General features: G+C 53.0%; 23 protein-coding genes. 2 read left to right on the plus strand and 21 right to left on the minus strand.

The features are described 5' to 3' along the window. The first annotated feature begins 226 nt into the window (after positions 1-226). Positions 227-1306 carry an alpha/beta hydrolase family protein gene (locus tag F3J38_RS04635; RefSeq protein WP_167135627.1) on the plus strand — a complete coding sequence of 360 codons (1080 nt, stop codon included), beginning with the start codon at positions 227-229 and terminating at the stop codon, positions 1304-1306. Here F3J38_RS04635 and F3J38_RS04640 read toward each other — a convergent pair. The 8 genes from F3J38_RS04640 to F3J38_RS04675 form a co-directional block, all read right to left on the minus strand. Beyond that, complete coding sequence (locus F3J38_RS04640; RefSeq protein WP_167135628.1) at positions 1218-2237, minus strand: helix-turn-helix domain-containing protein; 1020 nt, start codon at positions 2235-2237, stop codon at positions 1218-1220. The genes F3J38_RS04635 and F3J38_RS04640 overlap by 89 nt on opposite strands. A gap of 85 nt (positions 2238-2322) precedes the next feature. After that, entirely contained in the window at positions 2323-3759 is a 1437-nt protein-coding gene (locus tag F3J38_RS04645; RefSeq protein WP_167135630.1) for a YchO/YchP family invasin, read from the minus strand. A gap of 211 nt (positions 3760-3970) precedes the next feature. Continuing rightward, positions 3971-4768, minus strand: a complete 798-nt coding sequence (locus F3J38_RS04650; protein ID WP_167135632.1) for a glucose 1-dehydrogenase — start codon at positions 4766-4768, stop codon at positions 3971-3973. A gap of 11 nt (positions 4769-4779) precedes the next feature. Then, positions 4780-5847 (minus strand): ABC transporter permease, encoded by a 1068-nt coding sequence (locus tag F3J38_RS04655; protein ID WP_167135634.1) that lies wholly within the window; start codon positions 5845-5847, stop codon positions 4780-4782. 19 nt (positions 5848-5866) lie between these two features. Next, positions 5867-7387, minus strand: coding sequence for a sugar ABC transporter ATP-binding protein (locus F3J38_RS04660; protein ID WP_167135636.1), 1521 nt, complete (start codon positions 7385-7387; stop codon positions 5867-5869). 9 nt (positions 7388-7396) lie between these two features. Then, entirely contained in the window at positions 7397-8008 is a 612-nt protein-coding gene (locus F3J38_RS04665) for a DUF2291 family protein (protein WP_167135637.1), read from the minus strand. A gap of 44 nt (positions 8009-8052) precedes the next feature. Beyond that, a complete protein-coding gene (locus F3J38_RS04670) occupies positions 8053-8988 on the minus strand; it encodes a D-ribose ABC transporter substrate-binding protein (protein ID WP_167135639.1) in 936 nt (311 codons plus the stop codon). Positions 8989-9053: 65 nt separating this feature from the next. Further along, positions 9054-9851: a GolD/DthD family dehydrogenase gene (locus F3J38_RS04675; RefSeq protein ID WP_167135641.1), complete on the minus strand. Its 798-nt coding sequence runs from the start codon at positions 9849-9851 to the stop codon at positions 9054-9056. A gap of 376 nt (positions 9852-10227) precedes the next feature. Here F3J38_RS04675 and F3J38_RS04680 point away from each other — a divergent pair, with 376 nt between their 5' ends. After that, positions 10228-11049, plus strand: coding sequence for a DeoR/GlpR family DNA-binding transcription regulator (locus F3J38_RS04680; protein ID WP_167135643.1), 822 nt, complete (start codon positions 10228-10230; stop codon positions 11047-11049). 45 nt (positions 11050-11094) lie between these two features. Here the strand turns inward: F3J38_RS04680 and cheZ are convergent, their stop codons facing one another. From cheZ to flhD, 13 genes are all read right to left on the minus strand, one after another. Next, positions 11095-11736, minus strand: a complete 642-nt coding sequence (gene cheZ / locus F3J38_RS04685) for a protein phosphatase CheZ (RefSeq protein ID WP_167135645.1) — start codon at positions 11734-11736, stop codon at positions 11095-11097. A 9-nt stretch (positions 11737-11745) separates the two neighbouring features. Continuing rightward, on the minus strand, positions 11746-12135 hold the full coding sequence (gene cheY, locus F3J38_RS04690; protein ID WP_007892562.1) for a chemotaxis response regulator CheY: 390 nt from the start codon (positions 12133-12135) through the stop codon (positions 11746-11748). Between the two features lie 39 nt (positions 12136-12174). Next, a complete protein-coding gene (locus F3J38_RS04695) occupies positions 12175-13224 on the minus strand; it encodes a protein-glutamate methylesterase/protein-glutamine glutaminase (protein WP_167135647.1) in 1050 nt (349 codons plus the stop codon). Further along, on the minus strand, positions 13221-14096 hold the full coding sequence (gene cheR / locus F3J38_RS04700; RefSeq protein WP_167135650.1) for a protein-glutamate O-methyltransferase CheR: 876 nt from the start codon (positions 14094-14096) through the stop codon (positions 13221-13223). Before cheR ends, F3J38_RS04695 begins: the two co-directional genes overlap by 4 nt. 90 nt (positions 14097-14186) lie before the next feature. After that, positions 14187-15866 carry a methyl-accepting chemotaxis protein gene (locus tag F3J38_RS04705; RefSeq protein ID WP_167135652.1) on the minus strand — a complete coding sequence of 560 codons (1680 nt, stop codon included), beginning with the start codon at positions 15864-15866 and terminating at the stop codon, positions 14187-14189. 244 nt (positions 15867-16110) lie between these two features. Beyond that, entirely contained in the window at positions 16111-17781 is a 1671-nt protein-coding gene (locus F3J38_RS04710; RefSeq protein WP_167135654.1) for a methyl-accepting chemotaxis protein, read from the minus strand. A gap of 247 nt (positions 17782-18028) precedes the next feature. Beyond that, entirely contained in the window at positions 18029-19705 is a 1677-nt protein-coding gene (locus F3J38_RS04715; RefSeq protein WP_167135656.1) for a methyl-accepting chemotaxis protein, read from the minus strand. A gap of 169 nt (positions 19706-19874) precedes the next feature. Further along, positions 19875-20372 (minus strand): chemotaxis protein CheW, encoded by a 498-nt coding sequence (gene cheW, locus F3J38_RS04720; RefSeq protein ID WP_039337364.1) that lies wholly within the window; start codon positions 20370-20372, stop codon positions 19875-19877. Positions 20373-20394: 22 nt separating this feature from the next. Beyond that, a complete protein-coding gene (gene cheA / locus F3J38_RS04725) occupies positions 20395-22362 on the minus strand; it encodes a chemotaxis protein CheA (RefSeq protein ID WP_205298151.1) in 1968 nt (655 codons plus the stop codon). Positions 22363-22372: 10 nt separating this feature from the next. Continuing rightward, positions 22373-23404, minus strand: a complete 1032-nt coding sequence (gene motB, locus F3J38_RS04730) for a flagellar motor protein MotB (protein WP_167135660.1) — start codon at positions 23402-23404, stop codon at positions 22373-22375. Beyond that, positions 23401-24288 (minus strand): flagellar motor stator protein MotA, encoded by an 888-nt coding sequence (gene motA / locus F3J38_RS04735; RefSeq protein WP_084938206.1) that lies wholly within the window; start codon positions 24286-24288, stop codon positions 23401-23403. Before motA ends, motB begins: the two co-directional genes overlap by 4 nt. A 132-nt stretch (positions 24289-24420) precedes the next feature. Beyond that, a complete protein-coding gene (gene flhC, locus F3J38_RS04740; RefSeq protein ID WP_167135662.1) occupies positions 24421-24999 on the minus strand; it encodes a flagellar transcriptional regulator FlhC in 579 nt (192 codons plus the stop codon). Then, positions 24999-25349 (minus strand): flagellar transcriptional regulator FlhD, encoded by a 351-nt coding sequence (flhD, locus tag F3J38_RS04745; RefSeq protein ID WP_167135664.1) that lies wholly within the window; start codon positions 25347-25349, stop codon positions 24999-25001. The genes flhC and flhD overlap by 1 nt, the downstream gene beginning before the upstream one ends. Positions 25350-26102 lie beyond the last annotated feature (753 nt).

Here is a 26102-nt window from a genome sequence, read left to right on the forward strand (position 1 = left end):
GGTTCCACAGGTGCGAACTTCATCGTGGCGCGGGACAATATCCCATCAGACGCCGTATAGATTTAAGCAAGCCTCTCGTCATTAATCAAAATCAGGGTTGCAAAAATGGAGGTGACCATAGATTTTTTATTGTCGTTATACAGGTACTCAATCGTGATTGAGGACGCGATAACTGACTGTTTCCGTTATTACTCTTCATGATTTTACACTCATGGAGACAACGCTAATGATTCGATTTTGTATTTGTGCACTTATGCTGATGATGTGTGCGTCGCTTGTACAGGCCGCAACGGGTTTTCGTCAGATAACACTTGATAGTCAGGGCAATCGTCCGCTCAATGTTGCGTTTTGGTATCCCACTGCCGGCACGGGCGTCTTTAAAGATGTGGGTGAGAACCCCGTGTTCTATGGTGAGTCGATGTTACGCAATGCAACGCCTCGTCCAGGACAGCATCCTTTAGTCCTTCTGTCTCACGGCTATGGCGGTAGCTGGCGTAACCTCAACTGGTTGGCGCATGCACTCACTGTGCGGGGATATATCGTCGCTGCTCCCAATCATCCCGGTACAACAACTGAGAATCGCGATCCTGCTACTGCCCGGAAACTTTGGCTGCGTCCAGATGATATCAGCCGGGTAGTGGATCGGTTATTGGCAGACGAACACCTGGCAGGAAAGGTCGATTCGTTGCGCATCGCCGCCATCGGCCACTCACTCGGAGGGTGGACAGTAATGGAGTTAATTGGTGCCCGGTTTTCGTCGAACAGATTTGTTCAGGATTGTCAGAACCACGCGCAACTAGCAGACTGTCAATTAATCGAGACTTTGGGTATCAGCAATACAAATACCGCTTCTTTATTAGATGCTCAATTACGTAATCCACGTATTAAAGCGGCCGTATCGCTTGATCTTGGTCTGGCGCGCGGATTCACACCTGAGAGCCTGGCAAGGGTTTCTGTGCCAGTGCTGGTGTTATCCGCAGAACAAGACAGTGTTGAACTTCCCGCCTCACTGGTATCCGGCTATCTGGCGCAGTATCTTCCGCCGCAACAGACATCGTTTTCACGTATAAGAGGCGCAACCCACTTTAGTTTTATGCAGCGCTGTAAACCCCATGGTGCTGAGTTAATCGAACAATCTTCCCCTGGTGAGGGCTTCGTTTGCCGGGATCAAGGCAGCCGCACCCGCGCCGATATTCATCAGGAGTTAATCGCCCGTATCACTCGCTTTCTGACAGCGGCATTGAACCCGCCTGCTGACGAAATGCACTCGGCGTCTGTCCGCAAATGCGTAAAAACTCGCGATTGAAATTTGATTTAGTGGTGAATCCTGACGCCAGCATCACCTCCGTAACCGGCAGTGAACTGCTTCGAAGCAACTGCTGCGCATGAGCGATGCGAAAACCATTTATCCACTGAGAAACATTGCAGTGGTAAGTCGCATTGATCGCACGTGAGATGTGACGCGAGGGAATACCGGATTTGCGTGCTAACAGATTCAACGTGAGTTGTGTATTAAGGAACAGGTCATCCTGCCGCAGTCGATTTTCCAGTTGCAGGCACAAGGCTGCCTGCTCAGGCGTCTGCAACGGAGAAGAATCGGACAGTACTGTCTCAATACTCACTTCCCGGGGCCGGGTCCGTGCTGCAAGTACAATCGCCAGACTAAGCAAAGGCAGCATTAAACTTTGCAGTATCGCGATGATTTGCGGCACAAGCTTGCCCTGATGCAAAGTGAATTCGAGCGCCACCAGCAAATCTGTCATACCAGAGAAGCAAAGAAAAACACCGGCGGTAAGAGCCATTCTTGCCGCCAGCCCGACTTCACCGATGCGCGCATCGCTAAATCGATCCCCACCGCTTAAGCCCATAAGAATCAATGTCGCCCCGTATCCGATATAAAGCACAAATAGCGCGCTATCAATGGCTTCTGGCCAGCACTGCATAATGATGATGGCCAGCGTGGGCGGGACGATTTTCCAGCGTGAATATTGATGAGTCGTATGCGGGCTGAAACAGTGCCAGGCCAGCGCCGGGATTAGCGTTGCTAATAACACGCGCAAAGCCATGAGTGGTGTTGACGGCCAGATCCAACGTAATGCTCCCACCGCCAGTAACAGTGAGCAGACGACCAGAAATAGCAGCGTGGTTTGGTGGCGTTGCTTATCGTTCGCCGCTAAGGTCACGATTAAAATTAGCAGCACCAGTAGCGTCACCAGCGGAACCGGAATTGAAGGCATGCAGTAAGAATCCATTCTTGACAATAAGCCGGTATCTTACCAGGTTCATGCACTGAAGTGGCGGGAATTTCTTCGATGGCCGTGACTAAGGCGCCATCAGATCGAAACGATTATCCTCACCGGAATCGATGCTAAAAGGTTCCTGAATTTGCAGCGTAATCCAGTTGGAGGTCACCCGACCGCCCTTGCTGTCTTCCAGTGTCACAGACAGACGGTAGCTGTTGGTGGCGTCAGATGCGCTATTCCACGCGGGCATGATGATGCTCCATCCTTGCGGATCGTTAGGATTCGCACCCGGCGTGAGGCTCAGGGCTTGGGTGTCGCCCTGCCAAACCACTTTGGTTATCGGATTCGCATTACGGATTTGCAATTTCAGCGGCAGGCTTTCACCGCCGTTTAATTGCCATGGCGGTGTGGCGAGGAACACCGACAAGGTTTTGCGCTGACGATACTCCACCACCGGCGTATTGTTGCGCGTCACCATGTCGTAACGGCTGCCGCGCAGCGAACGCGCTTCGGCCACGTTATCGGCACTCAACTGCTGGCTCAACGGCACGCCGAAACGATAGTTGAGATGCAAACCCAGCTGATCCTGACTTTCACCTTCATTACTGGTTTTGTGGCTGGCAGAAAATGTTACCAGCGGTACCGGCGTGTAGGAGACACCAAAAGTCAGTGCCGAAGGATTGTGATAGGTATTGCCGCTGCTAAACAGATCGACATCATTACCAAGATACTGCTCCCAACTCACCGACATACCAAGCTGGCGATAAAACGGCAGATAGCCCTGAGTGGTAAAATCGTAGCCGCGTGCTAAACGCTGCTGCTGGAAGGGATCGTGGTTTTGCCAGCCCGATAGCGGCGTGTAGTAGTTAGCCGAAAAACGCAGGTAATCGCCCCAGGCTTCGGTGCCCACCGAAGCGCGCTGCAATCCGCTGTTGAACATACGATCGACAAAACCGTTGTAACCGAGCAGCCATTTGCCCGCCGTCCAGCGTTGTCCCAAGCCGATATTGCCCACCAGCCCATCATCCGTTTGATGGAAGCCCACCTCACTAAACGTCAGATATTGATAGCGATCGGCCCACGGCGTAAGCAGAGAAGCGCCACTGCCGGTGAAGTTACCATCCATATCGACGTTAAAATCGATCTGCGCTTTACCGTAGGGAGAAAGCAGAGATTGGCCCTCATCCACCACGCGGTTTGCCACTTCATCGCGGAAATGATTAAACGCCCAGATACCCGCCTGATGACCAAAAGTGTTGTCACTGGTGCTGTCCTGACTGGCTTCACCAATGCTCTTGGCGATGGTCGCCAGATTTTTGCTGAAGGCTGCGTTCTCGTCTTCATAGCCGAGTGCGGGGAGATCGCTGGCCATTTTCTGGAAACGTTCGGGATCGCTAAAGGGCGCATCAGCAACATGCGTGTCAGTCACCAGCGCGAGAGCAGGCGCGGTGAAAAGCAGCCCCGTTGCAGCGGGCAGCATGCGTAGTGATTTGAAAGCAGAGAAAACAGATGTCATAGCAAAAACAGGCTTTTATCCAGTTTAGAATTTGAAGTGGCTCACAAAACTGTACTGGAATACCCTAACACATTCTGCCGATTTTGCAGAAAAGGCCGGGCTGAATTAGGACATTGCCTGATTAGCAAAAGGCATCATTTTCTCTTGATCACCAAATCGCTCCGCAGAGCGCCCTGCGTACAGCCCCGCAAGACGCTCACGGCTGCTGCTATTAGGAGAATATCAGCCCACCATCCACATTGATGGTTTGACCGGTAATGTAGCGCGCATCATCCGAGGCGAGGAACGCCACCAACCCGGCGACATCCTGCGGCTGTCCGGCGCGTTTCAGCGGGATATTTTCCACCCATTCCGCCATCAACTCGCCTTTGCCATACTGCTTTTTATCGCTGCTGAGGATTTCTCCCCACACGCGATCGTTGTAATCCCACATCTCACTTTCGATGATACCCGGACAGAAAGCGTTAACGGTGATGTGCCACGGCGCCAGCTCCAGAGCAAGACTCTGAGTAATACCGATAACACCCATTTTACTGGCCGCATAGTGTGGCGTGTAAATAAAGCCCTGCCGCCCTTGCCCCGAAGAGGTGTTAATCAGGCTGCCGCTGCCCTGCTTCACCATATATTTCGCCGCCTCGCGGCAGCACAGCCACACGGCCGTGGTGTTGACCGCCAAAATTTTTTCAAAGTCGCTCTTTGGCATTGAATCAAAGCGATCAATAGTGATCACCCCGGCATTTTGGATCGACACATCGATGGTGCCGAAGCGCTCCGCCGCCTGCTGGTATAGCTGCTGTACCGCCGTCTCATCGGTCACATCCACCTGCAGCGCCAGAATCTCGCTGCCATGCTGTTCTTCCAGCGCCCGCGCCGTGGTGAATACCCGGTCCGAATTGGACACCATCACTAACCGCGCACCATCGCGAGCAAATCGTGCAGCGATACCCGCACCAATACCCCGGCATGCGCCGGTAATCACCACCGTCTTACCACTAAAATCGCGTGTCATATTGCCTCCTGTTATCCATGTGTCGCTTCAGGCAGGGCGGCCGATTGCTGCTTTTTTTCATGTCTGCGCAGCAGCACCACCTTACTTTGTAATTTTTGCTGGAACTGGTCGATGACCACGGCGGTGACGATCACCAGCCCTTTAATCACCATTTGCCAGAAATCGCTGACGCCCATCATCACCATGCCATCGGCGAGGAACACGATGACAAAGGCACCGATGATCGAACCTGATACGCGCCCGCGCCCGCCCGCCAAGGCGGTCCCGCCCAACACCGTGGCACCGATAGCGTCCATCTCGAACATGTTGCCGGTCATCGGGTGTGCGGTTTGCAGTTGGGAGGCGACAATCAACCCCACCAGCGCGGCACATAAACCGGAGAAGGCATATACAAACACTTTGACCTTGATGATGGGCACCCCCGCCAGGCGCGCCGCCGATTCATTACCGCCGGTGGCATAGATATAGCGGCCTAACGGTGTTTTGCGTGTCAGGTAGAGCCCCAACAGCAAGAAGCCCACCATCAGCCAGATCGGGATATAAACGCCCAACAAGCTACCGGAGCCAAGAAACGCAAATCCGGTATTCCCGAGCGCTGGCATGCCGACCAGGTTGGCGTAAGTGCTGCCATCGTTGAACAGCAGTGCCGCGCCACGCGCTACATACATCATGCCGAGCGTGCAGATGAAAGGTGCCACACCCAGGCGCGTCACCACTGCGCCATTGACCAAGCCCAGCACAATGCCAAACAACGCCACCACCAGAATCACTTCAGGCACGTTAAAGAACAGCGTATTGCCCCCCCACAACGGCACACCGTTGGTCAGCAGCGCACCGGCCACCATGCCGCAAATCCCCGCCACCGCGCCCACCGACAGGTCAATGCCGCCAGTCAGAATCACCAGCGTCATACCAATCGCCAGTAATCCCGTGATGGCCACATGTTGCGTCATAATCAGCAAGTTTGAGGTGGTCAGGAAGTTCGGCACCATGAAGCTAAAAAAGCCCACCACAATCAATAAAGCGATAAAGGTGCGCGCCTTCAGCAAGTACATATAGAGCAGATATTTTTGATTCATTTATTTCTCTCCTGCGGGCTCAATCATGTGGTGTTGAGGCGCTGATCAACGCTTCACGTGTTGCCGCACTGCGCGGTAAATCAGCGGTAATACGGCCATCTGCCATCACCAAAATACGATCGGCCAGTGCCATTACCTCATCCAGTTCAGATGACGAGAACATCACCGCCAGGCCTTGTTGTGCCAAGTTACCAATTAGGTGATAGACATCCGTTTTTGCGCCCACATCGATGCCGCGCGTCGGCTCATCCAGCAGCACCACTTGCGGGCCGGTCATGAGTGCTTTACCTAACACCACCTTTTGCTGGTTACCGCCACTTAATGAGGTGATAGGCAATTCAGGATCGCTGACTTTAATCGCGAGATGACCAATCATTTCATCTACCCGGCGTTGCTCTTTTTGTGGATTGAGCAAACGTAAGGCACGGCGGAAACCGCGCAGACTAAGATCGCTTAAGGTCATGTTGGCGGTGATCGACATCAGCTGCACCACGCCTTCGGTTTGGCGGTCTTCCGGCACCAGCGCAATGCCCTTTTTGAGCCGTTGCTGGAAGCTGCTTTTATCCAGCACTTCGCCATTCAAACTGACGCTGCCAGACTGACAATGCATCATGCCAATTAGCCCTTTGAACAACTCCGTACGACCGGCCCCTAGCAGGCCATAAATGCCGATCACCTCGCCCTTACGTAATGAAAAGGAGACATCATTGAGTTTGTAACCGCCATTCTGATGCAACGCCGTTAATCCGTTGACGTTCAACACCGTTTCCCCTTGCGATGCCGGTTGGTAATCGAAATGTTTTTTCTTATCCCCCACCATCTGTTCGATGATCCACGGCACAGAAGCATCACGTACTTCGCGTTCGCTGATAAAGCGCCCGTCACGAAAAATGGTGATGTGATCCCCGATTTCCATCAGCTCTTCCAGCCGATGGGAGATATAGATGATAGTGACACCACGCCGTTTGAGCTGTTCGATCACGTTGAATAACACTTTCACTTCCGACTGGCTCAGGGCGCTGGTGGGTTCATCCATGATGAGTACACGCGTGTCTTTCGACAGAGCACGGGCGATCTCCACCAGCTGCTGATGACCAATACCCAACTCCCCCAAAGGGGCATAAGGGTCAACGTCCAACTCCAGTCGCTCGAGTAACGATTTCGCCAGCGCATACTGATATTTTTCGTTGATCACACCGCGCTGGAAAAACTCATTGGCGATGAAGATGTTGTCCATCACATTCATGTTGGGAAACAGGTTCAGCTCCTGGAAGATAATGCTGATCCCATGTTTCTCCGCCTGATGGGTGGAGTTGAGCGATACGACTTCGCCGTCCAGCAGAATTTCACCCGATGATGGCGTCTCGACGCCCGCCAGCATCTTCATCATGGTGGATTTGCCCGCGCCGTTTTCACCGATCAACACGTTGACTTGGTTACGGTAGACGCGGTAATTCACCTGATCGAGCGCCGTCACGCCGGGATAGATACGCGACACATTACGCGTTTCGATGATCACGTCACTTTGCGGATTTGCCATGTTCGCTCCTTATTGCCGCGTGATGGCAGCGGGCGTCACATTTGGCACCTGCTGTGGAATATCGAAACTGCTGAACACCCCTGAAAGCTGGACTTTATCGCCCACCTTCGGCTTGAAGGTGCTCATCATAGTGGCAGCCTGCTGGTTAATTGCGCGGCTGTAATCACCAAACAGCACCTGATCGTTGAAGTCTTGATAGCTGGCCCCTTTGTAGGCGTCACGCAATACCGTGCCGGGGAAGATCGGGCCAATCTGAATGATCACATCATCGCCGGAAACGTCTTTCACCGTCATGCGCCCGTTACGAGAATTGGTGTTCACTGCGGTGACTTCCCCACTCACCTTGACGCTGAAGACACAGGGATTTTCTTCCTGCGAACGGTATCCGTAGGTTTTGCAGGCACTGTCAAAATCCTTGGCAGATTTCAGGGCGTTAAGCAGTTCTGCTACCGGCTTCGCATCATGCTGGATTTGCGGCACCAGTTTTTGCTGCCAGGTCTGCGTGATATTGGCCATTTTCGGGTTGGGGGGATTTTTCAGGTCGGCGAGCTCCTGCTGCGACACAATGCGGCAACCGCTGAGGATCACGATAGGAAGCAGTAACCAGAGTCGTTTGTGCATCTCTTTCTCCTGGGCGCCCGTCACACGGGCGCACCGATTATCGATTACGACTTGAAGTTAAAGTCCTGCACACCTTTCGCATTGTCTGGCGTGATCAAAATGCCGCGGAACATCACGCGCTGTTTCTCCGGCTTCACCCCTTTCTGAATAAAGTTGTCGAGATCGGTCACCCCTTGGGCGGCAATCGCCTGCGCCTGCAGCATCACAGTGGCTTTCAGATCGCCTTTCTCAACCGCGTCACGTTCATCGTTACTGCCGTCGATACCCACCACAGTGACATCGGTACGCCCTGCGGCTTTCAACGCAGCAATCGCACCCAGCGCGACCGGGCCGTTACCACAGATCACGCCTTTCACATCAGGATGGGCCTGCAGGATGCTGTCCATGATGCGTTTACCGTCGATCAACGTGCCTTTGGCATCCTGGCGCGCCACGCTTTTCATGTCAGGGTATTGATCCAGTACCTGATGGAAGGATTTTGAGCGCGTCACGCAGTTATTGTCAGCGAGGTTACAGGTCAGTTCGGCATAGCTGCCCTTCTCACCCATTTTCTCCACAAACACGTTGGCGACATCGGAACCGGCCTGGAAGTTGTTATGGGTGATCTGCACCAGTGCCACGTCATCAACGGGAATTTCACGGTTGATCAGCACCACGGGAATACCGGCGGCTTTAGCTTTTTTAATGGCGGCGACGCTGGCGGTGGAGTCGGCGTTATCCAGCACGATGCCCTGTACTTTTTTACCGATAGCGGCATCAATCAGCTCGCTCTGTTTTTTCACATCTTCACCGTGCGACAGGACGCTGGTTTTATAGCCCAACTCTTGTGCTTTGAGGTTGGCACCTTTGGCTTCTGAAGCGTAATAAGGGTTATCGAGCGAATTGACCAGAATCATGATGGTGCCTTTATCGGCGGCGAAACTGGATTGGGCGATCAGGCAACTGGCAATGGCAGTGAACAACAGGGTACGTTTTTTCATGTTCGTGCTCTCTCATTGTTTTGTCGTTATTGCAGGGTTGAGGCCGTACTGGTGCTGGCGCGGCGTTACCAGATGGTGAAGCCGCCATCGATCATTAAATCTGCACCGGTGATCATGTCGCTGCCGTTACTGGCGAAGAACAGTACAGCGGCAGCAATTTCATCGGTGTAAGCAAAACGTCCTAAAGGAATGAGCTTTTTCATCTGCTCCCCCTTCTCACCACGCCAGGCTTTTTCGCCCATGGGTGTCAGTACCACGGTTGGAGACAAGGTATTGACGTTGATGCGGTGCGGGGCGAACTCTTTTGCCATTACTTTGGTCATGCCAAGCAGACCGGCTTTGGCAGAGGTATAAGCCACGTGGTTATCAATCGCGATCGAGGCGGCTTGCGAGGCGATGTTGATGATTTTGCCTCCCCTACCCGCACGCACCATGCGTTTGCCCGCCGCTTGTGAACACAGAAAGGGTCCGGTGAGGTTCACGGCAATTTGCTTCTGCCATTCGGCAAAATCGGTTTCCAGTACCGGTTGTAACATCACGTACCCAGCACAGTTCACCAGGATGTCAATCTGTCCGTAATGCTGCTCAACCTGGGTAAATGCCGCCTCAACTGAGGCGGCATTGGTGACATCACAGCACACCAGCAGCACGCTATCCGCGGGGAATTGATCCTGAACGGCGCTCACTTTGTCACTTTCGAAAGGAGGATACAGCAGAGCCAGACGGGCCCCTTTTTCCAGCAACATCGTATTGCTGGCCATCGCAATACCGCCGAGCCCCCCGGTGACGACCGCCACTTTGCCGGTTAAATCCAGATCGGTGTTTACGCCGTAGCGCAGGTTGACATCGTATTCCCCACTCATCCTTTCTCTCCTGTGTGCTGATTCGGCGGCTCTGGTTTTAAATGGCCGGGTTATCGCTTAGCAATAATGATTTTCGAACAAAAATATAAGCTATCGTTTCGCAACGGTTTGTGGGTGAGATCAAATTTCATACAAATCACAAAAACATTTTTTAATTTGTTGTTTTTATTATAAATAATGATTTTATGGTTTTTCCTCTATAGAGAGAGCTGCTACGGGGTCGGTGTAAAATCAATCACGTGGCTTTATCTTATTTTCATTCGAAAATGCATCTTTGTGCGGGCTACCTCGCAAATCCTTAACTCGCAGAGTAAAATCATCCCGGGTTTTCTTATCGGCAGAATCAGACCGTGATTGGAAAGAGGGAGCATTTCGATTGAAAAGCAAAACTGAGCAGCTGGCGGATATGCAGCAGCGCCGCGAGAAGATCCTGGAGATGATCCGCGAAGACGGCACCGTCACGGTGAAAGCCCTGACCGATACCTTTGGCCTGACCGAAGCGACGATCCGTACTGATTTGCGTATGCTGCAAAAAGAGGGGCACGTTCAGCGTTATCACGGCGGTGCCACCTTGATGACCGGTAAGCAGAATACCGGTGCACTGCTGCTGGAACGTCAAACCCATTTAGAGGAGAAAGAAGCCATTGGTCGTCTGGCGGCACAGCATGTGGAAAACGGCGACACGGTGATTTTCGATTCCGGGACCACCACCACGGCAATTGCCGAGGCCATTGGTCACATTCGGCGCTTATCGGTGATTACCACTGCGGTGAATATTGCACTGAAACTGGGTGGAGAACCGGGGATCAATATTCTGCTGACCGGCGGAACCTTTAAGTTTCCCACCCTCTCCACATCGGGTGAAAAAGCGGCTTCTTTTTTTGAGAATGTCCTGGCCGAGAAACTGTTTCTGGCGACCGCCTGCATCTCGCCACGTCTGGGTTTAAGCTTCCCGAGTGAGACGGATATCAAAGTGAAGATGGCGATGATTAACTCAGCCAGTACGGTTTATGTGGTAGCCGACTCCAGTAAAATCGATAAAGTGTCGATGTTTGCCTTACCCTGCGAATGGAGCAAAATTCACTATTTGATCACCGACAGCGGGATTACTTCGGCGCAAATTACGGCCTTCGAAGCCTTAGGCGTACAGGTGTTGGTGGCAGGTGTTGAAGAAGTGAAAAAGCGGGCATTTATTTAATTAAAGCGTAAAAGGCGGCCCGAGGGCCGCTCTCTACTCAGCGTATTAGAAGCCGAGGCTATCTAACAGATCATCAACCTGATCCTGGTTCGCCACGACGCCCGGTGCATTAGCATGGATCTGCGGACCATTCAGCAGGCTGCTGCCCTCTTTACGTGCTGCAGCACTGGCTTCTGGCATATTTTCCAGCAATACCATCAGAAGCTGACGTTCGATCTCCTGGATCACATCCATCATGCGCTTGATCACCTGACCGGTGAGGTCCTGGAAATCCTGCGCCATCATGATTTCCAACAGTTGCTTGTTGGTGTAGGAAGTGTGCCCCGGTACGTCGCTCAAAAATTGACGCGTATCCGAAACCAACTCACGCGCATCAGTCAGTTCAATCGGATTTTCAAACCACGCATCCCAACGGCCTTTCAGTTGGTTGGCGCTGGATTCCATTTGGTCCTGGTGTGGCTGCGCGGCTTCCACGCAGTTCAGCGCGCGTTCTGCCGCTTGCGCCGTCATTTGCACTACGTAATCCAGACGATCTCGCGCGTCAGGAATCGCTTCCGCCGCTTCCGCAATCGCCTGGTCTAACCCCAATTCGCGCAGGCTGTCGCGCAACATACGCGTCAGCGAGCCGATACGGGTAATAATGTCGTGTGCCGAGGCTTCTTCGGTTGGTTTCGGAAGTTCGCTCATCACATCTCCTTACATACCCAGTTTTTCGAAAATTTTACCCAGTTTTTCTTCCAGAGTGGCGGCAGTGAACGGTTTCACCACGTAGCCGCTGGCACCGGCTTGTGCTGCTGCGATGATGTTCTCTTTCTTCGCTTCTGCAGTCACCATCAGCACGGGCAGTTTGCTCAAAGCAGCATCAGCACGAATAGTCTGCAGCAGTTCCAGGCCGTCCATGTTTGGCATGTTCCAGTCAGAAACCACGAAATCAAAGCCACCGGCGCGCAGTTTGGTCAGTGCATCGACACCGTCTTCTGCTTCTTCGACATTATTGAATCCCAACTCTTTCAGCAGGTTACGAACAATACGACGCATCGTGTTGAAATCGTCCACTACCAAAAAGCGCATGTTTTTATCAGCCATATCTACTCCTGTGTTGTCTCGTCCGGCAGGACGGGCTCGTTAAATTCGCAATGCCTGTCCGGCGCTAATTTTTGCCAGCATATGCTGGCTGATGTGTCCTAAATCGACCACTTCACTGGCACCGCCCATCGCGATAGCTTCGCGCGGCATACCAAAAACGACGCAGCTGGCTTCATCCTGGGCGATGGTCCAGGCCCCCGCGCGATGCATTTCCAGCATCCCGGCAGCACCGTCATTGCCCATGCCCGTTAAGATGACGCCAACCGCATTTCGTCCTGCGTGTACCGCCACGGAACGGAACAGCACGTCAACGGACGGCTTGTGTCGGTTCACAGGCGGTCCATCATTGAGTTTCACCACGTAGTTGGCGCCACTGCGGCCCAACTCCATGTGCATAGCACCCGGTGCGATATAAGCATGACCAGGCAAAATACGTTCGCCATCTTCCGCTTCTTTCACGGTAATCTGGCACAGCTTGTTCAGGCGCTCAGCGAAGGAGCGAGTGAAACCAGGCGGCATATGTTGCGTAATCAACAGCGCGGGGCTGGTCGCAGGTAACGGCTGCAAGACGTGACGAATCGCCTCCGTTCCCCCCGTCGAAGAACCAATAGCAATCAACTTCTCACTGCTCAGCAGTGGGCCCGCTTTCAACATGACAGGTGCAGAAGGCACCGCACGCGCGTGCAGCTTGGCGCGGGCAGCCGCGCGGATTTTATCGGCAATCATTTGGCTATACGCCAACATGCCTTCGCGAATACCTAACTGGGGTTTGGTGACAAAATCGACCGCACCTAACTCCAGTGCGCGCAGGGTAACTTCAGAACCCTTGCCGGTGAGCGATGAAACCATCACCACCGGCATCGGACGCAGTCGCATCAACTTCTCCAGGAAGTCGAGGCCATCCATACGCGGCATTTCCACATCCAGCGTGAGCACCTGTGGGTTGTATTGCTTGATTAAATCCCGCGCCACCAACGGATCCGGCGCAGTCGCGACCATCTCCATATCGGCGTGGCTATTGATGATTTCCGTCATCAACTGTCGCATCAGCGCAGAGTCATCCACGCACATCACGGTGATCTTGCTCATCGTCTTTCCTTGGTCAATCCATAGACTGTCTGTCCACGCAGCCAGAACTCTTTACTGATCTGACTGAAGTTCTCCGAATGCCCAGCAAACAACAGGCCGCCTGGCTTCAGCAGGGGAACGAAACGGCGCAGGATTTTTTCCTGTGTCTCTTTATCGAAGTAGATCATCACGTTGCGACAGAAAATCGCGTCGAACGGACCTGGCAACGCCCAGTCGTTGGCCAGTAGATTCAGCTGTGAGTAATTCACCATGCTGGCAAGTTCCGATCGCACTCGCACCATGCCCTCGTGCGGACCTGTGCCGCGCAGGAAGAAGCGCTGCAGCTGTGATTGCGATAAGGTGCGTAGCTCTTCCTGGCGATACACACCCGCCACGGCTTTTTCCAGCACCTGCGTATCAATGTCGCTGGCATGGACCTGGAACTTGCCCGGTCCGGTGCCCAAGGTTTCTGCCAGCGTCATGGCAATGGAGTAAGGCTCTTCCCCGGTCGAGGCGGCGGTACTCCAGACGCTATAACTGCCACTGCGCTTGCGCGCGTGATCCGCGAGGATAGGAAAATGGTGCGCCTCGCGGAAGAATGAGGTCAGGTTGGTGGTCAAGGCGTTAATAAACGCCTGCCACTCGGCACTGTTCTGGTCTTGCTCCAGCAACGCCAGATAGCGACCAAAATCATCAATATTCAGCGTGCGTAAACGGCGCACTAAGCGGTTGTAAACCATCTCCCGCTTATGATCGGCCAGCACGATCCCTGCACGCTGATAGATCAGCTGGCTGATACGACGAAAATGAGTATCTGAGAGCGGCAAGCGCTGCACCATTTGCGAAAGCAGCGTTGTCGCTTCACTTTGATCCAATAACGTCGTTTTCTTCATTTCAGGTCACCCGGCAACAAACTGATTAAATTGTGATACTGCGGTTACTGCTGTGCTGCCAGTTAGGCCGCCTTGCGGCGGCCACACGGATTAAAAGGTTTCCCAGTTATCATCCGAGCTACGTGCACCTGCCGGCTGCGCCAGCGCTTTTGGCGCGGCTGGGCGCAGAATTTTTGGCGCTGTAGTTACGTTAACGGCCTGAGCGACAAATTCTTTACCAATATTGAACACCGCAACCGACTGTTTCAGTCGACTGGCCTGATCCTCCAGCGCGGCCGCCGCCGTGGCTGACTCCTCGACCAGTGCGGCGTTCTGCTGTGTCACGCGATCCATTTCGTTGACGGCGAGGCCAACCTGGTCGATACCGCGACTCTGTTCATCCGACGCCGAGGCGATTTCGCCCATGATGTCGGTGACGCGCGTCACGGCATTTACGATATTGGTCATGGTTTCCCCGGCGCTCTCCACCAGCACAGAACCGGTGTTAACGCGGCTAACCGAATCCTCAATCAGACCTTTGATCTCTTTGGCGGCTTGGGCGCTGCGCTGGGCCAGACTGCGTACTTCACCTGCCACCACCGCAAAACCACGGCCCTGCTCACCGGCGCGTGCAGCTTCAACCGCCGCGTTCAGTGCCAGAATGTTGGTCTGGAAGGCAATGCCATCGATCACACTGATGATGTCGGCGATTTTCTTCGAGCTGCCAGTGATCTCTTTCATGGTCGTCACCACACCATCCACCACTTTGCCGCCGTGCTGCGCGGTTTCAGAGGCAGTCAATGCCAGCTGTGAAGCCTGGCGGGCGTTTTCGGCGTTTTGCTTCACCGTCGCGGTTAACTGCTCCATGCTGGCCGCCGTTTCCTCCAGCGACGCCGCCTGCTGCTCAGTACGCGATGAGAGATCGTTGTTACCCATGGCGATTTCGCTGGCACCGGTGTAGATCGCATCTGACCCATCGCGCACGGTACGCACGGTGTTGGCTAACTCCTGCTGCATATGCTGCAAGGTGCTGAGCAATTCACCCATTTCGTTACGCATGCTGACATCAATCTGCTGCGTGAGATCGCCGCGAGCAATATGACGGATGTGCTCAATACTCTGCTTCAGCGGACGGATCAGCACGTTACGCATGCCGTTCCATACCAGCAGAATCACCAGCAAGGTCACCAACAACGTACCGAGCACCAGCATAATCGAGTGTTGATAGGCACTCTCGTTGGCATCAACACCTTGCTTGGCCAAAACGATGTTGTAATTCAGCCACGCGGTGTAATCCTTCTCGAACTTATCCTGCATACCTTGCGTAGGTTGATCGACAAAGCCTTTGAAATTCCCGCTCCCCAGGAAGTCAATCAGCTCGGCCAGTCCGCTACGGAAAGTATTGTAGTTGGCTTGCAGGACCTTTACGTTTTCAGCACTTTTGCCTTTCTCAGACAAATTCGCGTTAAAATCTGCAAATGCCTGGTCAGCAGTTTTTAACTCCTCACCCGCCAGCGCCACCAGATCTTTCACGGTCGCGCCCGAGCCGGCCTGTTGGCTATCTAAGAGATAGCGAATCCCTGCGCGGTTCAGCGTGTTACGCGCCTGAACCAGCGATACCCAAGAGGTGCCCATCGCCCGTTGCAGCGTGCTAAGACGCTGGTTATAAGCAAAATTCTCTTTATCGGCTTTCACCGTGGTAAAAAACATCCCACCGGAAAACAGCTGCAGTAAGGCAAACAGCGCCAGTACACACAGCAGACCGGAAACGACACGAACACGACTAAACATAAACACCTCATTGGTTGGCGGATCGCTCCTGTTATCGGCGCTTGCGGGGGGATCTTTATGTGGAATCGTAGGGGTTGGACCAGCGGGAATTAATCAGGAACAGGGATAATTAGCGTCAGGATTTTCGTACAGCCGTCACACTCTGCTGCAGCGCGGTGCATCGCGCAAATCCGCAACAGCGCTGCTGCGACATGACGAGCCATGCACCGCGCCGCTGCGGATCTCTACGAAAGGTTAATAACGCTTAAAACGTTTCCCAGTGGCTATCGCTCACCGGTGCCGCTACGGCTTTACGCGCCGCGCTGACTTTTGGTGCACGAGTTTGTGGTTGACGGACCACCGCGTTGACCTGCTCCGCTCGTGGCACGCGGAATACCGCCACCGACTGACTGAGACGGCTGGCTTGCTCCTCCAGTGAAGCCGCTGCCGCAGCGGACTCTTCCACCAGTGACGCGTTTTGCTGCGTCACGCGGTCCATTTCAGTCACCGCCAGGCCGACCTGATCGATACCGCGACTCTGCTCATCTGACGCCGAGGCGATCTCGCCCATAATGTCGGTAACCCGCGTAACGGCTCCGACGATATCGTTCATGGTCTCACCGGCCGTACCGACTAATTGCGAACCACTGTTAACGCGATTAACGGAGTCTTCAATGAGTCCTTTGATCTCCTTCGCGGCCTGCGCGCTACGCTGTGCCAGGTTGCGTACTTCACCCGCCACCACGGCAAATCCGCGCCCCTGCTCGCCTGCGCGCGCGGCTTCCACCGCTGCGTTCAAAGCCAGGATATTGGTTTGGAAGGCAATACCGTCGATCACGCTGATAATATCGGCAATCTTCTTAGAACTGCCGGCAATGTCGTGCATGGTGCGCACCACGCCATCCACCACCTCGCCGCCTTTACTTGCGGTGTCGGAAGCCGTTAACGCCAGTTGTGATGCCTGACGGGCGTTTTCCGCATTCTGTTTCACGGTCGCAGTAAGCTGCTCCATGCTGGCCGCCGTCTGCTCAAGTGAAGCCGCTTGTTCTTCAGTACGCGCCGAGAGATCGTTATTACCTGCTGAGATTTCGCTGGCACCGGTGAAAATGGCATCCGATCCATCGCGGACATTGCTCACGGTTCGTACGAGCGACTGCTGCATCTCATGCAGGCTCGACGCCAATTGACTCATCTCATTGCGTCCCTCAACCGCAATATTCTGGGTGAGATCGCCAGAAGCAATGTGGCGGATGTGGGCCAACAACTGATGCAACGGTTGAATCAGTACGGCACGCAGGCCAAACCAGCAGCCCACAATCACCAACACCACCACCAGCGCAACCACCGCCAGCAGCCACATCATGGTGTGGAACGCCTGTTGATTTTGCGCCACACCTTCTGCCGCCAGCGCGCCCTGCGCGGTGCGCCACTCCGCATAAGTGGCCTTCATCTTCACCTGTTTCGCCTCAATGTTCTGCGCAAACATGCCCTGCAGATCGTTGGCTTTCAACCGCTCCAGCATGGCTTTAAGGCCATCGTTGAAGGCCGCATAATCGCTTTCCAGCCGGTCACGCAGTGCATCGGGTAATCCCGGCGTGCCAGGCAGATCGTAGTAACGCTGATAATGTCCTGCGGCAACGTCTAATTGCTTCTCCGTCTGTGCAATCAGCGCCTGTAGCTGACCACCGTTAGCCTGTGCGGCTGCGGTACCCTGCATACGTAACATCGCGCGGTTTAGCACGGTCCGCGTTTGGTTGAGTTCAATCCAGGCATCGGACATGGCACCAACGTTATTGGTCGACGTTTGTGCCACCGCAAACGCCTCTTTATCTTTTTGTAAGGCAGACCAGAACAGCCCACCGGATAGTAATTGTAAAGCTCCAAATACCAGCAGCACGGCGATCAGGCTGGTGACGACATTAATGCGTTTTAACATGGGTTCTCCAAAGAGTGATGCGTTTCGGCTCCCGCTGTTATCGACCGCAGTTGTTAAATTTTGAGGGGCTTTAACGGATTTTACGAAATATAATTCTGCCAATAACTTTCTTTACAGTGTTTTATAACTAAAGAAATTAACATTAAAAAAAATGCGCCTTTATCGATTCCGCGATAAAGGCGCATTAAGATCATTGAAATAATGGGATTTTAAGGTGCTGGGTGCTAAAACACACCCGTACTAACGATTAAAACGTTTCCCAGTTGCTGTCACTGACTGGTGCGGTGACGGCTTTACGCGGCGTACTCTGTACGGGTGGCGCAATCTGCGGATGCCGCACCACCGCACTGGTAACAGCAGGTTGTGCGTTACGCGCCACGCGGAACACCGCGACAGACTGGCTCAGACGGCTGGCCTGCTCTTCCAGCGATGCCGCCGCAGCGGCAGATTCTTCGACTAGTGAAGCGTTCTGTTGCGTGACACGATCCATCTCAGTGACCGCCTGACCGACCTGGTCGATACCTCGGCTCTGCTCATCCGATGCCGAGGCAATTTCGCCCATAATATCGGTTACGCGTGTCACTGCACTGACGATTTCGCTCATGGTTTCGCCAGCGGTTCCCACTAGCTCAGAACCACTGTTCACTCGGCTCACAGAGTCTTCAATCAGGCTTTTGATCTCTTTCGCAGCCTGGGCGCTACGCTGCGCCAGGCTGCGTACTTCTCCAGCCACGACGGCAAATCCACGCCCCTGTTCACCGGCACGTGCCGCTTCAACTGCCGCGTTAAGCGCCAGAATATTGGTCTGGAAAGCAATACCATCGATCACACTGATGATATCGGCGATCTTCTTTGAGCTTCCGGCAATATCGCTCATGGTGCGAACCACACCCTGCACGACGTCGCCACCCTTCTGTGCTGTTTCCGATGCACTCAACGCCAGTTGTGAAGCCTGACGTGCGTTCTCCGCGTTCTGCTTCACCGTGGCCGTCAATTGCTCCATGCTGGCCGCAGTCTGCTCCAGTGAAGCCGCTTGCTCTTCGGTACGTGCGGAAAGATCGTTATTACCGGCAGAAATTTCACTGGCACCCGTGAAGATGGCGTCAGAGCCATCACGCACGTTGCTGACAGTACGCACCAGTGACTGCTGCATATCATGCAGGCTACTCGCCAGTTGACTCATCTCATTGCGGCCTTCAATGGCAATGTTCTGCGTCAGATCGCCTTGGGCGATATGTTGGATATGCTGGATGTTGTCATTCAGCGGCTTGATCAACACCTTGCGCAGTCCAACCCAGCACAGCGCAATCACGGCAATCACTACTACCATGACCACACCCAGCAACCACATCATGCGCTCATAGGCCGCCACGTTGGCTGCCACACCCACTTCAGTCAAACGATCCTGGTCGCTACGCCACTGGCTGTAGTCCTTCAGGAAAGCACTCTGGCTCGGTGCAACGGGCAACTTACCCGCCTGGACCAGATCGTTCGCTTGTAACGCTGCTTGCATCTGGCTCAGCGCACTGGCATACGCGGTGTAGGTCGCATCCAGATGCTTATTCAGTTCGGCATCCTGCCCCGGTGTATCTGCAATCTCTTTAAACAGCTGATAGTGATCTGCGGCACTCTTTTGGAAGGCTTTGCTGTCGTCATACAAACCGGCAATGTCCGGTTCAGAGCCGGCCAGCTTGCTGGTTGCCATGCGCAGTTGAATACGGGTCAACACTACACGGCTCTGGTTGAGACTCATGTAGGCATCGTTGATGGCGGCGGTATTTTTACTCGCCAGTTGTGAAACGGTGAAACTGGTTTTGTCATCACTCAGCGCTTTGAAAAACAGCGACCCGGATGCCAGTTGCAGAAAACCAAAGACCAATAGCACCAGTAATAAACTGGTGACAACGCGGATTCTCGTAAACATAGTTTGCCCTGGAAAATGAAGAAAAATGATGCAGAGCAGTTATCGACTCATCGCGAGGAATATTGAGAGAGAATGTAGGGTTTTTGAGGATTTTCTTGTTAATTTACAAGCAATTGATTTACTTGAGTGATGATAACGGGCCGCTGTGATGCGGCCCGTTTAAAGGTTATTACGCGCTACGCAGGGTATCCACCAGTGCCATCTCTTCACTGCTTAACAGCTTCTCGATGTCGACCAGAATCAGCATACGCTCACCCAACGCACCCAGACCGGTCAGGTACTCGGTAGACATGGTGACAGCGAACTCAGGCGCCGGGCGAATCTGATCTTGTGTCAGTGACAGCACATCAGACACACCATCCACCACAATACCCACAACGCGATGTTCAAGATTCAGCACAATCACCACGGTGTTTTCGTTATATTCCACATCCTGCTGCGCGAATTTCACGCGCAGGTCGATGATCGGCACAATCACACCGCGCAGGTTGGTCACGCCCTTGATGAATTCTGGGGTGTTGGCGATGCGGGTGACCTGATCGTAGCCACGAATCTCCTGCACTTTCAGAATGTCGATGCCGTACTCTTCATCACCCAGAGTGAAAACTAAGAACTCCTGGCCCACGGTTTCGCCAGCGATTTTGGTCACGGTTGCCATGTCAGTCATTTTTTTGCCCTTTCATTATCTATTACGCTGCGGCACCGGCCACACGCTTTTCACGGTTCAACGATTGCAGTGCTGAGACATCCACAATCAGTGCCACGCTGCCATCGCCGAGGATGGTGGCAGCAGAAATACCCGGCACTTTGCGGTAGTTGCTTTCCAGATTCTTCACCACCACCTGATGCTGACCAATGAGCTGGTCCACCAACAGGGCATAACGACGGCCTGCACTTTGCAGAATCACCACGATGCCTTGTGTCGCATCAGTCTTGGCATTCTGGACCTCAAATACATTCCACAACTCGACCAGCGGCAGATATTCACCACGCACTTCTAATACCCGCTCGCCGCCGGCCAGCGGCTTCAGCTCTTCGGCAGTGGGTTGCAACGATTCCATGACCGCGTTCAGCGGCAGAATGAACACCTCGTCTGCCACACGGACGGACATGCCATCAAGGATCGCCAGCGTCAGCGGCAGCAGAATACGGATGGTGGTGCCTTTACCCTGCTTCGAAGAGATTTCAACGTGGCCACCCATCTCTTGGATGTTACGTTTCACCACGTCCATGCCTACGCCACGACCGGATACATCGGTAACCTGTTCAGCCGTGGAGAACCCTGGCGCGAAGATCAACATGCCGACTTCTTCATCGCTCATGCTGTCGCTGACAGGCAAGCCAGAGGACAAGGCTTTCGCCAGAATACGTTCACGGTTCAAACCTGCACCGTCATCAATGACTTCGATGCAGATGTTACCGCCCTGGTGCTCCGCCGACAGCGTCAGATTACCTACGCCTGTTTTGTTCGCCGCCAGACGTTTTTCTGGCGTTTCGATACCGTGGTCAAGGCTGTTACGCACCAGGTGCGTTAACGGATCGATGATGCGTTCAATCAGGCTCTTATCCAGCTCAGTTGAACTCCCCAGCAGTGTCAGCTCGACCTCTTTGCCCAGCTTGCTGGCCAAATCACGCACCAGACGCGGGAAGCGACTGAACACGTATTCCATCGGCATCATACGAATCGACATCACCGATTCTTGCAGGTCACGAGCGTTACGTTCTAACTGCCCCATGCTATTCAGCAAGTCGCCGTGTGCAACGGGATCCAGCGCACCGGAACGCTGTGCGAGCATGGATTGGGTGATAACTAACTCGCCTACCAGGTTGATCAGCTGATCGACCTTCTCCACCGCAACACGAATGCTGCTGGATTCACTGGCTTTTGCCGGTGCTGCGACACGCTTGGTCTCGCGCTTAGCAGGTGGTGTAATGTCGGTCACCGTGGCGGTTTGCATGGATGCCGTTTCGATTTCAGCCACTGCCGGGACGTCCACCGCTGCGGCTTCAGGGAAGTGAATCTGCGCTTCTTCAATAACAAAACAGAGCACCGCGACGATGTCGTCTTTCCCGACGCCATCAATGGTCACTTCCAGCGTATTCGCGCCTTTTACCACGTTGCTGACGGAGCCCAGATTGCCGAGCTCTTCGAGCATCAGCTCAGGCTCTTTCTCTTTCAGATCGACCAGTTGCACACGCAGGCCTGCTGCGGCAACCGGTGCGGCAATCTCTACCACTTCAGCAGCCTTTGGCGCTTCTGGGGCTATACCTTTGGCTTCCAGCGCCAACTGGCGCAGTGCTTCGCAGATATATTTAAAGCTTTCTGCGTTCGGTTCCTGCGCCGTTTTATAGGCATCGAGCTGTTCTTGCATAATATCTTTGGTTTCCAAAAACAGGTTGATGATGTCGGTGCTGAGCTGCATTTCGCCGCGGCGCGCACCATCCAGAATGTTTTCCAGGATGTGGGTGGTTTCCTGTAAAACCGTAAAGCCAAACGTACCGGCCCCGCCCTTAATAGAGTGGGCAGCGCGGAAAATGGCATTCAACTGCTCGGAATCGGGCTCCTGGGGATCCAATCCCAACAGGTGTTGCTCCATATCCGCTAACAGCTCATCGGCTTCATCGAAAAACGTCTGGTAAAAATCGCTGATGTCCATGCTCACGGGATCACCTCGGCTGTGAGGGTTGGTCTGGTGTCACCGCGCCTGCCGCTGGCTGCGCTGCTGGTGCAGGCGCCACCGCACTGGCCGGCGAGGCCGGAGTAGCGGTAGAACTTGCGGGTGCAGCAGATGCAGCAGGACCGGTCGGTGCGGTAATGTCGGGAATAATTTGTGCCGGGTCAGTTATCTGCGCGGCATCGCTCTCAGAGTTCTCTTTCTCTATCGCAGCCTGGGTGTCATGGTTCAACACCAGCAGACTGATACGACGGTTTACAGCATCGTTCGAACCACGATTTTTCAACTTCATGGTGTCAGCCATGCCGACTACGCGCAGCATTTTGCCCCCATCCAGCCCGCCAATTACCAGTTCACGACGTGAGGCATTGGCGCGGTCGGCTGAGAGTTCCCAGTTACTGTAGCCGCGATCGCCCGTCGCATACTGGAAGTCATCCGTATGGCCAGCCAGACTGATTTTGTTCGGAATATCATTCAGAACCGGCGCAATGGCGCGCAGAATGTCACGCATGTACGGTTCGACTTCGGCGCTACCGGTTTTGAACATCGGACGGTTCTGGCTATCAATAATCTGGATGCGCAGCCCCTCCTCTACCATGTTGATGATCAAGTGCGGACGCAGCGCTTTCAGGCGCGGATCGGCTTCAATCAACTGGTCGAGCTTTTCACGCAGACGATTCAACCGAATCTCCTCCAGTTTTTTCTTCTGCGCGTCCATATCCACCACTTTTTTCACTTCACCGTCTTTACGCGTGGGGTCGTCTCCCCCACCCGGAATCGGGCTTTCGCTATCGCTGCTACGCTGCCCGCCGGTTAACGCGACTTTAAGCGGCGTACGGAAGTACTCTGCAATCTGGATCAACTCTTTGGGGCTGGCGGTAGAGAGCAGCCACATCACCATAAAGAACGCCATCATTGCCGTCATAAAGTCGGCATAAGCAATCTTCCACGACCCGTGGCTGCCATGATGACCTTTATGTTTTCGCTTCTTAACCACCACAATGGGGCGATTACCCGCTTTCATGAAGTTTGATCCGACGTCTGTTTCGCTGGGTTTTTGGCGTTACGTACGTGTTCTTCCAGTTCAGAGAAGGACGGACGCTCGCTGGAGTAAAGCGTTTTACGGCCGAACTCAACGGCGATCTGCGGTGCGTAACCATTGAGGCTTGAGAGCAGCGTCACTTTCACGCACTGCATCATCTTGGTGGTTTCTGCACATTTCTGACGCAACACAGACGCCAGCGGCGAAATGAAACCGTAGGCCAACAAAATACCGAGGAAGGTTCCCACCATGGCGTGGGCAACCAGTGCGCCCAGTTCTGCCGCCGGACGGTCCGCAGAGGCCAGCGCATGGACCACACCCATCACCGCCGCAACGATACCGAAAGCCGGTAAACCATCACCCATGGCCGATAAACTTTGTGCTGGTACTTCACACTCGTGTTCGTAGGTCTCGATCTCTTCGTCCATTAGCGCTTCAATTTCAAACGCATTCATATTTCCGCTCACCATCAACCGCAAATAGTCGGTAATAAAATCAACCAACTGTTTATCGGACAAAATACGTGGATAGTTAGCGAAAATTTCACTCTGACTGGGATCTTCAATATCACGTTCTAATGACAACATCCCTTGCTGACGTGATTTCGCCATCAGGCGGTAAAGGAGTGCCATTAAATCCATGTATACAGATTTGTTATATTTCGAGCCGCGCATTAACAAAGGCAGCGCTTTTAACGTTTTCTTGATCGACTTGCCATTGTTGCCCACCAAAAATGCGCCAATACCGGCACCACCGATAATGATCAGTTCGGCAGGCTGATAAAGTGCTCCCAGATGGCCACCGACCATCATATAGCCGCCCAACACGGAGCCGACGACCACGATATAACCCAGAATAATCAGCACAAAAAATCCTTACGTCCGTAACGTGTTGGTGGAAGTTAAGCCAGAAAGCCGCAGGTGTTATTCGTAAATCGTGGATAAAAAAAAAGCAGCGGGATTAACCGCTGCTGGATGTATTCCACGATGCGAACAAACTTAAACGGCGCGTTTAACCTGTTCATCCAGCAGTTGTGGAAAGGTATCGGCAGAATCTGCAGAAAGTTTACGTCTTTTTACGGCACGTGATGGCGGCTGGCAAAGGCTACAAACAAAGCTGCCTACTGGCTGATGTGCGTGGTTAATAAAGCTTCCACCACAGCATTTGCACTCAGACAGTTCCAGCATCCCGCTTTCAACGAATCGCACCAGGGTCCATGCACGCGTCAGCGCCAACAGCGGGCCCTCGTCCGATTGCGGACACTGCTCAAGATATAAGCGATAGGCTTTAATAACGGCTTCCACACCATTGCTCAGCCCGGTTTTCAACAAGAACTGCCAGGCATTACAGAACATTGAGGAGTGGATATTTTGTTCCCAGGTCATGAACCAGTCCGTAGAGAATGGCAGCATGCCTTTCGGTGGTGGTGCACCACGCAGCTCTTTGTACAGCTTAATCAGGCGACCACGACTCAACTGGGTTTCGCTTTCCAGCATCTGCAGTCGTGCGCCCAATGAAATCAGCTCCATGGCCAGCTGAATATCGCGCGCTTCCTGAACAATACTTTTTTCAGTCATTACACCGCCCTCTTCTTCGCAGAGGCATCATCTTTTGACGCGTTCCGCAGTAAACGGCTGGATAATAAAATACCGGTGTGGATTTGCTGCAAGTCATCCACGCGTGATTCTTGGGTCAAACGGTTAATATGATTGTGGTCAGTAAAGCGGAACTGACAAACCAGCTGATTGGTTTCCGCTAATTTTACCATTTCAGGCAAGGTTAATTGCGACAATGCATCTGCCATCGGTTCATCGATGCCTAAACGAAACATTGCTGAAGCTTTTTCCTGGTTAATTAAACGCTGAGCAAGAAGCAAATATGACAGATTGATGTCATATATATGTTTTAGTAATTCTGATGTACCCATTTTTTCCATCCTGATAGACGCGACACATATACGGCCACAGAATTAAAATTTCTATGGTTCGGGTTGCTGGTTGGTAAATCTAAAGATGGCAAAAAATAATCAGGCAAAGCCAACGTGTACTGAACTGTTTCACTTCCCTCAGGGGACATTGATCAGTAGTAGTCAAAACTCCAGGCCATTCTTTTCTTGAGTTGTAACCATCTTCCGTGACGTCTGCTTACAGTTTTTTAAGACTAATCCGAAAACAAGGCAAATCTATATCGTCTGATTTCTACATACAACGTGAGTGGCGCGAAATTTTAGATAAAGTGTGATCCACATCACACTTTTAAGGCAAATTTTTTCCTGGAAGCTTCAGAATTGCTTTTCTGTTGTCTGTTTTTTGACCAATTTTGAATTGTTTCGCTAATATTTCACTGACTATGCGTTGGATTTACGCTCTGCGGCAGATTGTCATTACAATGCGATCTTTAATCTGAACTATTGCACTTAACTCACAACAACAAACCACTATTTTTCTCAAAGGCAGCATAAAACACCAAAACCTAGGTTTATTATTTGTATTTAAATTAATCACTTACAGGGAATATTGCTTACGGACATTAAACCCGTGCTGATAGAGAAGCGTGAATACTGGTGGGAGTGCGCTTGGGAACTGTCAGGTCTTTGTAGGAAGTGTTTAGCGAACAGCAGCGGATGTAACAGAGGGTTACATTAGAATTATGAATGAATTGCAGATTTTACGTATTGATG

It is taken from the genome of Candidatus Pantoea formicae, assembly GCF_011752625.1.
Taxonomy (GTDB): Bacteria; Pseudomonadota; Gammaproteobacteria; order Enterobacterales; family Enterobacteriaceae; genus Pantoea; species Pantoea formicae.

Excerpts from the sequence above, each read along its gene's own strand:
- F3J38_RS04635 (WP_167135627.1), top strand. The coding sequence starts at position 227 with ATGATTCGATTTTGTATTTGTGCACTTATGCTGATGATGTGTGCGTCG.
- F3J38_RS04640 (WP_167135628.1), bottom strand. The coding sequence starts at position 2,237 with ATGCCTTCAATTCCGGTTCCGCTGGTGACGCTACTGGTGCTGCTAATT.
- F3J38_RS04645 (WP_167135630.1), bottom strand. The coding sequence starts at position 3,759 with ATGACATCTGTTTTCTCTGCTTTCAAATCACTACGCATGCTGCCCGCT.
- F3J38_RS04650 (WP_167135632.1), bottom strand. The coding sequence starts at position 4,768 with ATGACACGCGATTTTAGTGGTAAGACGGTGGTGATTACCGGCGCATGC.
- F3J38_RS04655 (WP_167135634.1), bottom strand. The coding sequence starts at position 5,847 with ATGAATCAAAAATATCTGCTCTATATGTACTTGCTGAAGGCGCGCACC.
- F3J38_RS04660 (WP_167135636.1), bottom strand. The coding sequence starts at position 7,387 with ATGGCAAATCCGCAAAGTGACGTGATCATCGAAACGCGTAATGTGTCG.
- F3J38_RS04665 (WP_167135637.1), bottom strand. The coding sequence starts at position 8,008 with ATGCACAAACGACTCTGGTTACTGCTTCCTATCGTGATCCTCAGCGGT.
- F3J38_RS04670 (WP_167135639.1), bottom strand. The coding sequence starts at position 8,988 with ATGAAAAAACGTACCCTGTTGTTCACTGCCATTGCCAGTTGCCTGATC.
- F3J38_RS04675 (WP_167135641.1), bottom strand. The coding sequence starts at position 9,851 with ATGAGTGGGGAATACGATGTCAACCTGCGCTACGGCGTAAACACCGAT.
- cheZ (WP_167135645.1), bottom strand. The coding sequence starts at position 11,736 with ATGAGCGAACTTCCGAAACCAACCGAAGAAGCCTCGGCACACGACATT.
- cheY (WP_007892562.1), bottom strand. The coding sequence starts at position 12,135 with ATGGCTGATAAAAACATGCGCTTTTTGGTAGTGGACGATTTCAACACG.
- F3J38_RS04695 (WP_167135647.1), bottom strand. The coding sequence starts at position 13,224 with ATGAGCAAGATCACCGTGATGTGCGTGGATGACTCTGCGCTGATGCGA.
- cheR (WP_167135650.1), bottom strand. The coding sequence starts at position 14,096 with ATGAAGAAAACGACGTTATTGGATCAAAGTGAAGCGACAACGCTGCTT.
- F3J38_RS04705 (WP_167135652.1), bottom strand. The coding sequence starts at position 15,866 with ATGTTTAGTCGTGTTCGTGTCGTTTCCGGTCTGCTGTGTGTACTGGCG.
- F3J38_RS04710 (WP_167135654.1), bottom strand. The coding sequence starts at position 17,781 with ATGTTAAAACGCATTAATGTCGTCACCAGCCTGATCGCCGTGCTGCTG.
- F3J38_RS04715 (WP_167135656.1), bottom strand. The coding sequence starts at position 19,705 with ATGTTTACGAGAATCCGCGTTGTCACCAGTTTATTACTGGTGCTATTG.
- cheW (WP_039337364.1), bottom strand. The coding sequence starts at position 20,372 with ATGACTGACATGGCAACCGTGACCAAAATCGCTGGCGAAACCGTGGGC.
- cheA (WP_205298151.1), bottom strand. The coding sequence starts at position 22,362 with ATGGACATCAGCGATTTTTACCAGACGTTTTTCGATGAAGCCGATGAG.
- motB (WP_167135660.1), bottom strand. The coding sequence starts at position 23,404 with ATGAAAGCGGGTAATCGCCCCATTGTGGTGGTTAAGAAGCGAAAACAT.
- flhC (WP_167135662.1), bottom strand. The coding sequence starts at position 24,999 with ATGACTGAAAAAAGTATTGTTCAGGAAGCGCGCGATATTCAGCTGGCC.
- flhD (WP_167135664.1), bottom strand. The coding sequence starts at position 25,349 with ATGGGTACATCAGAATTACTAAAACATATATATGACATCAATCTGTCA.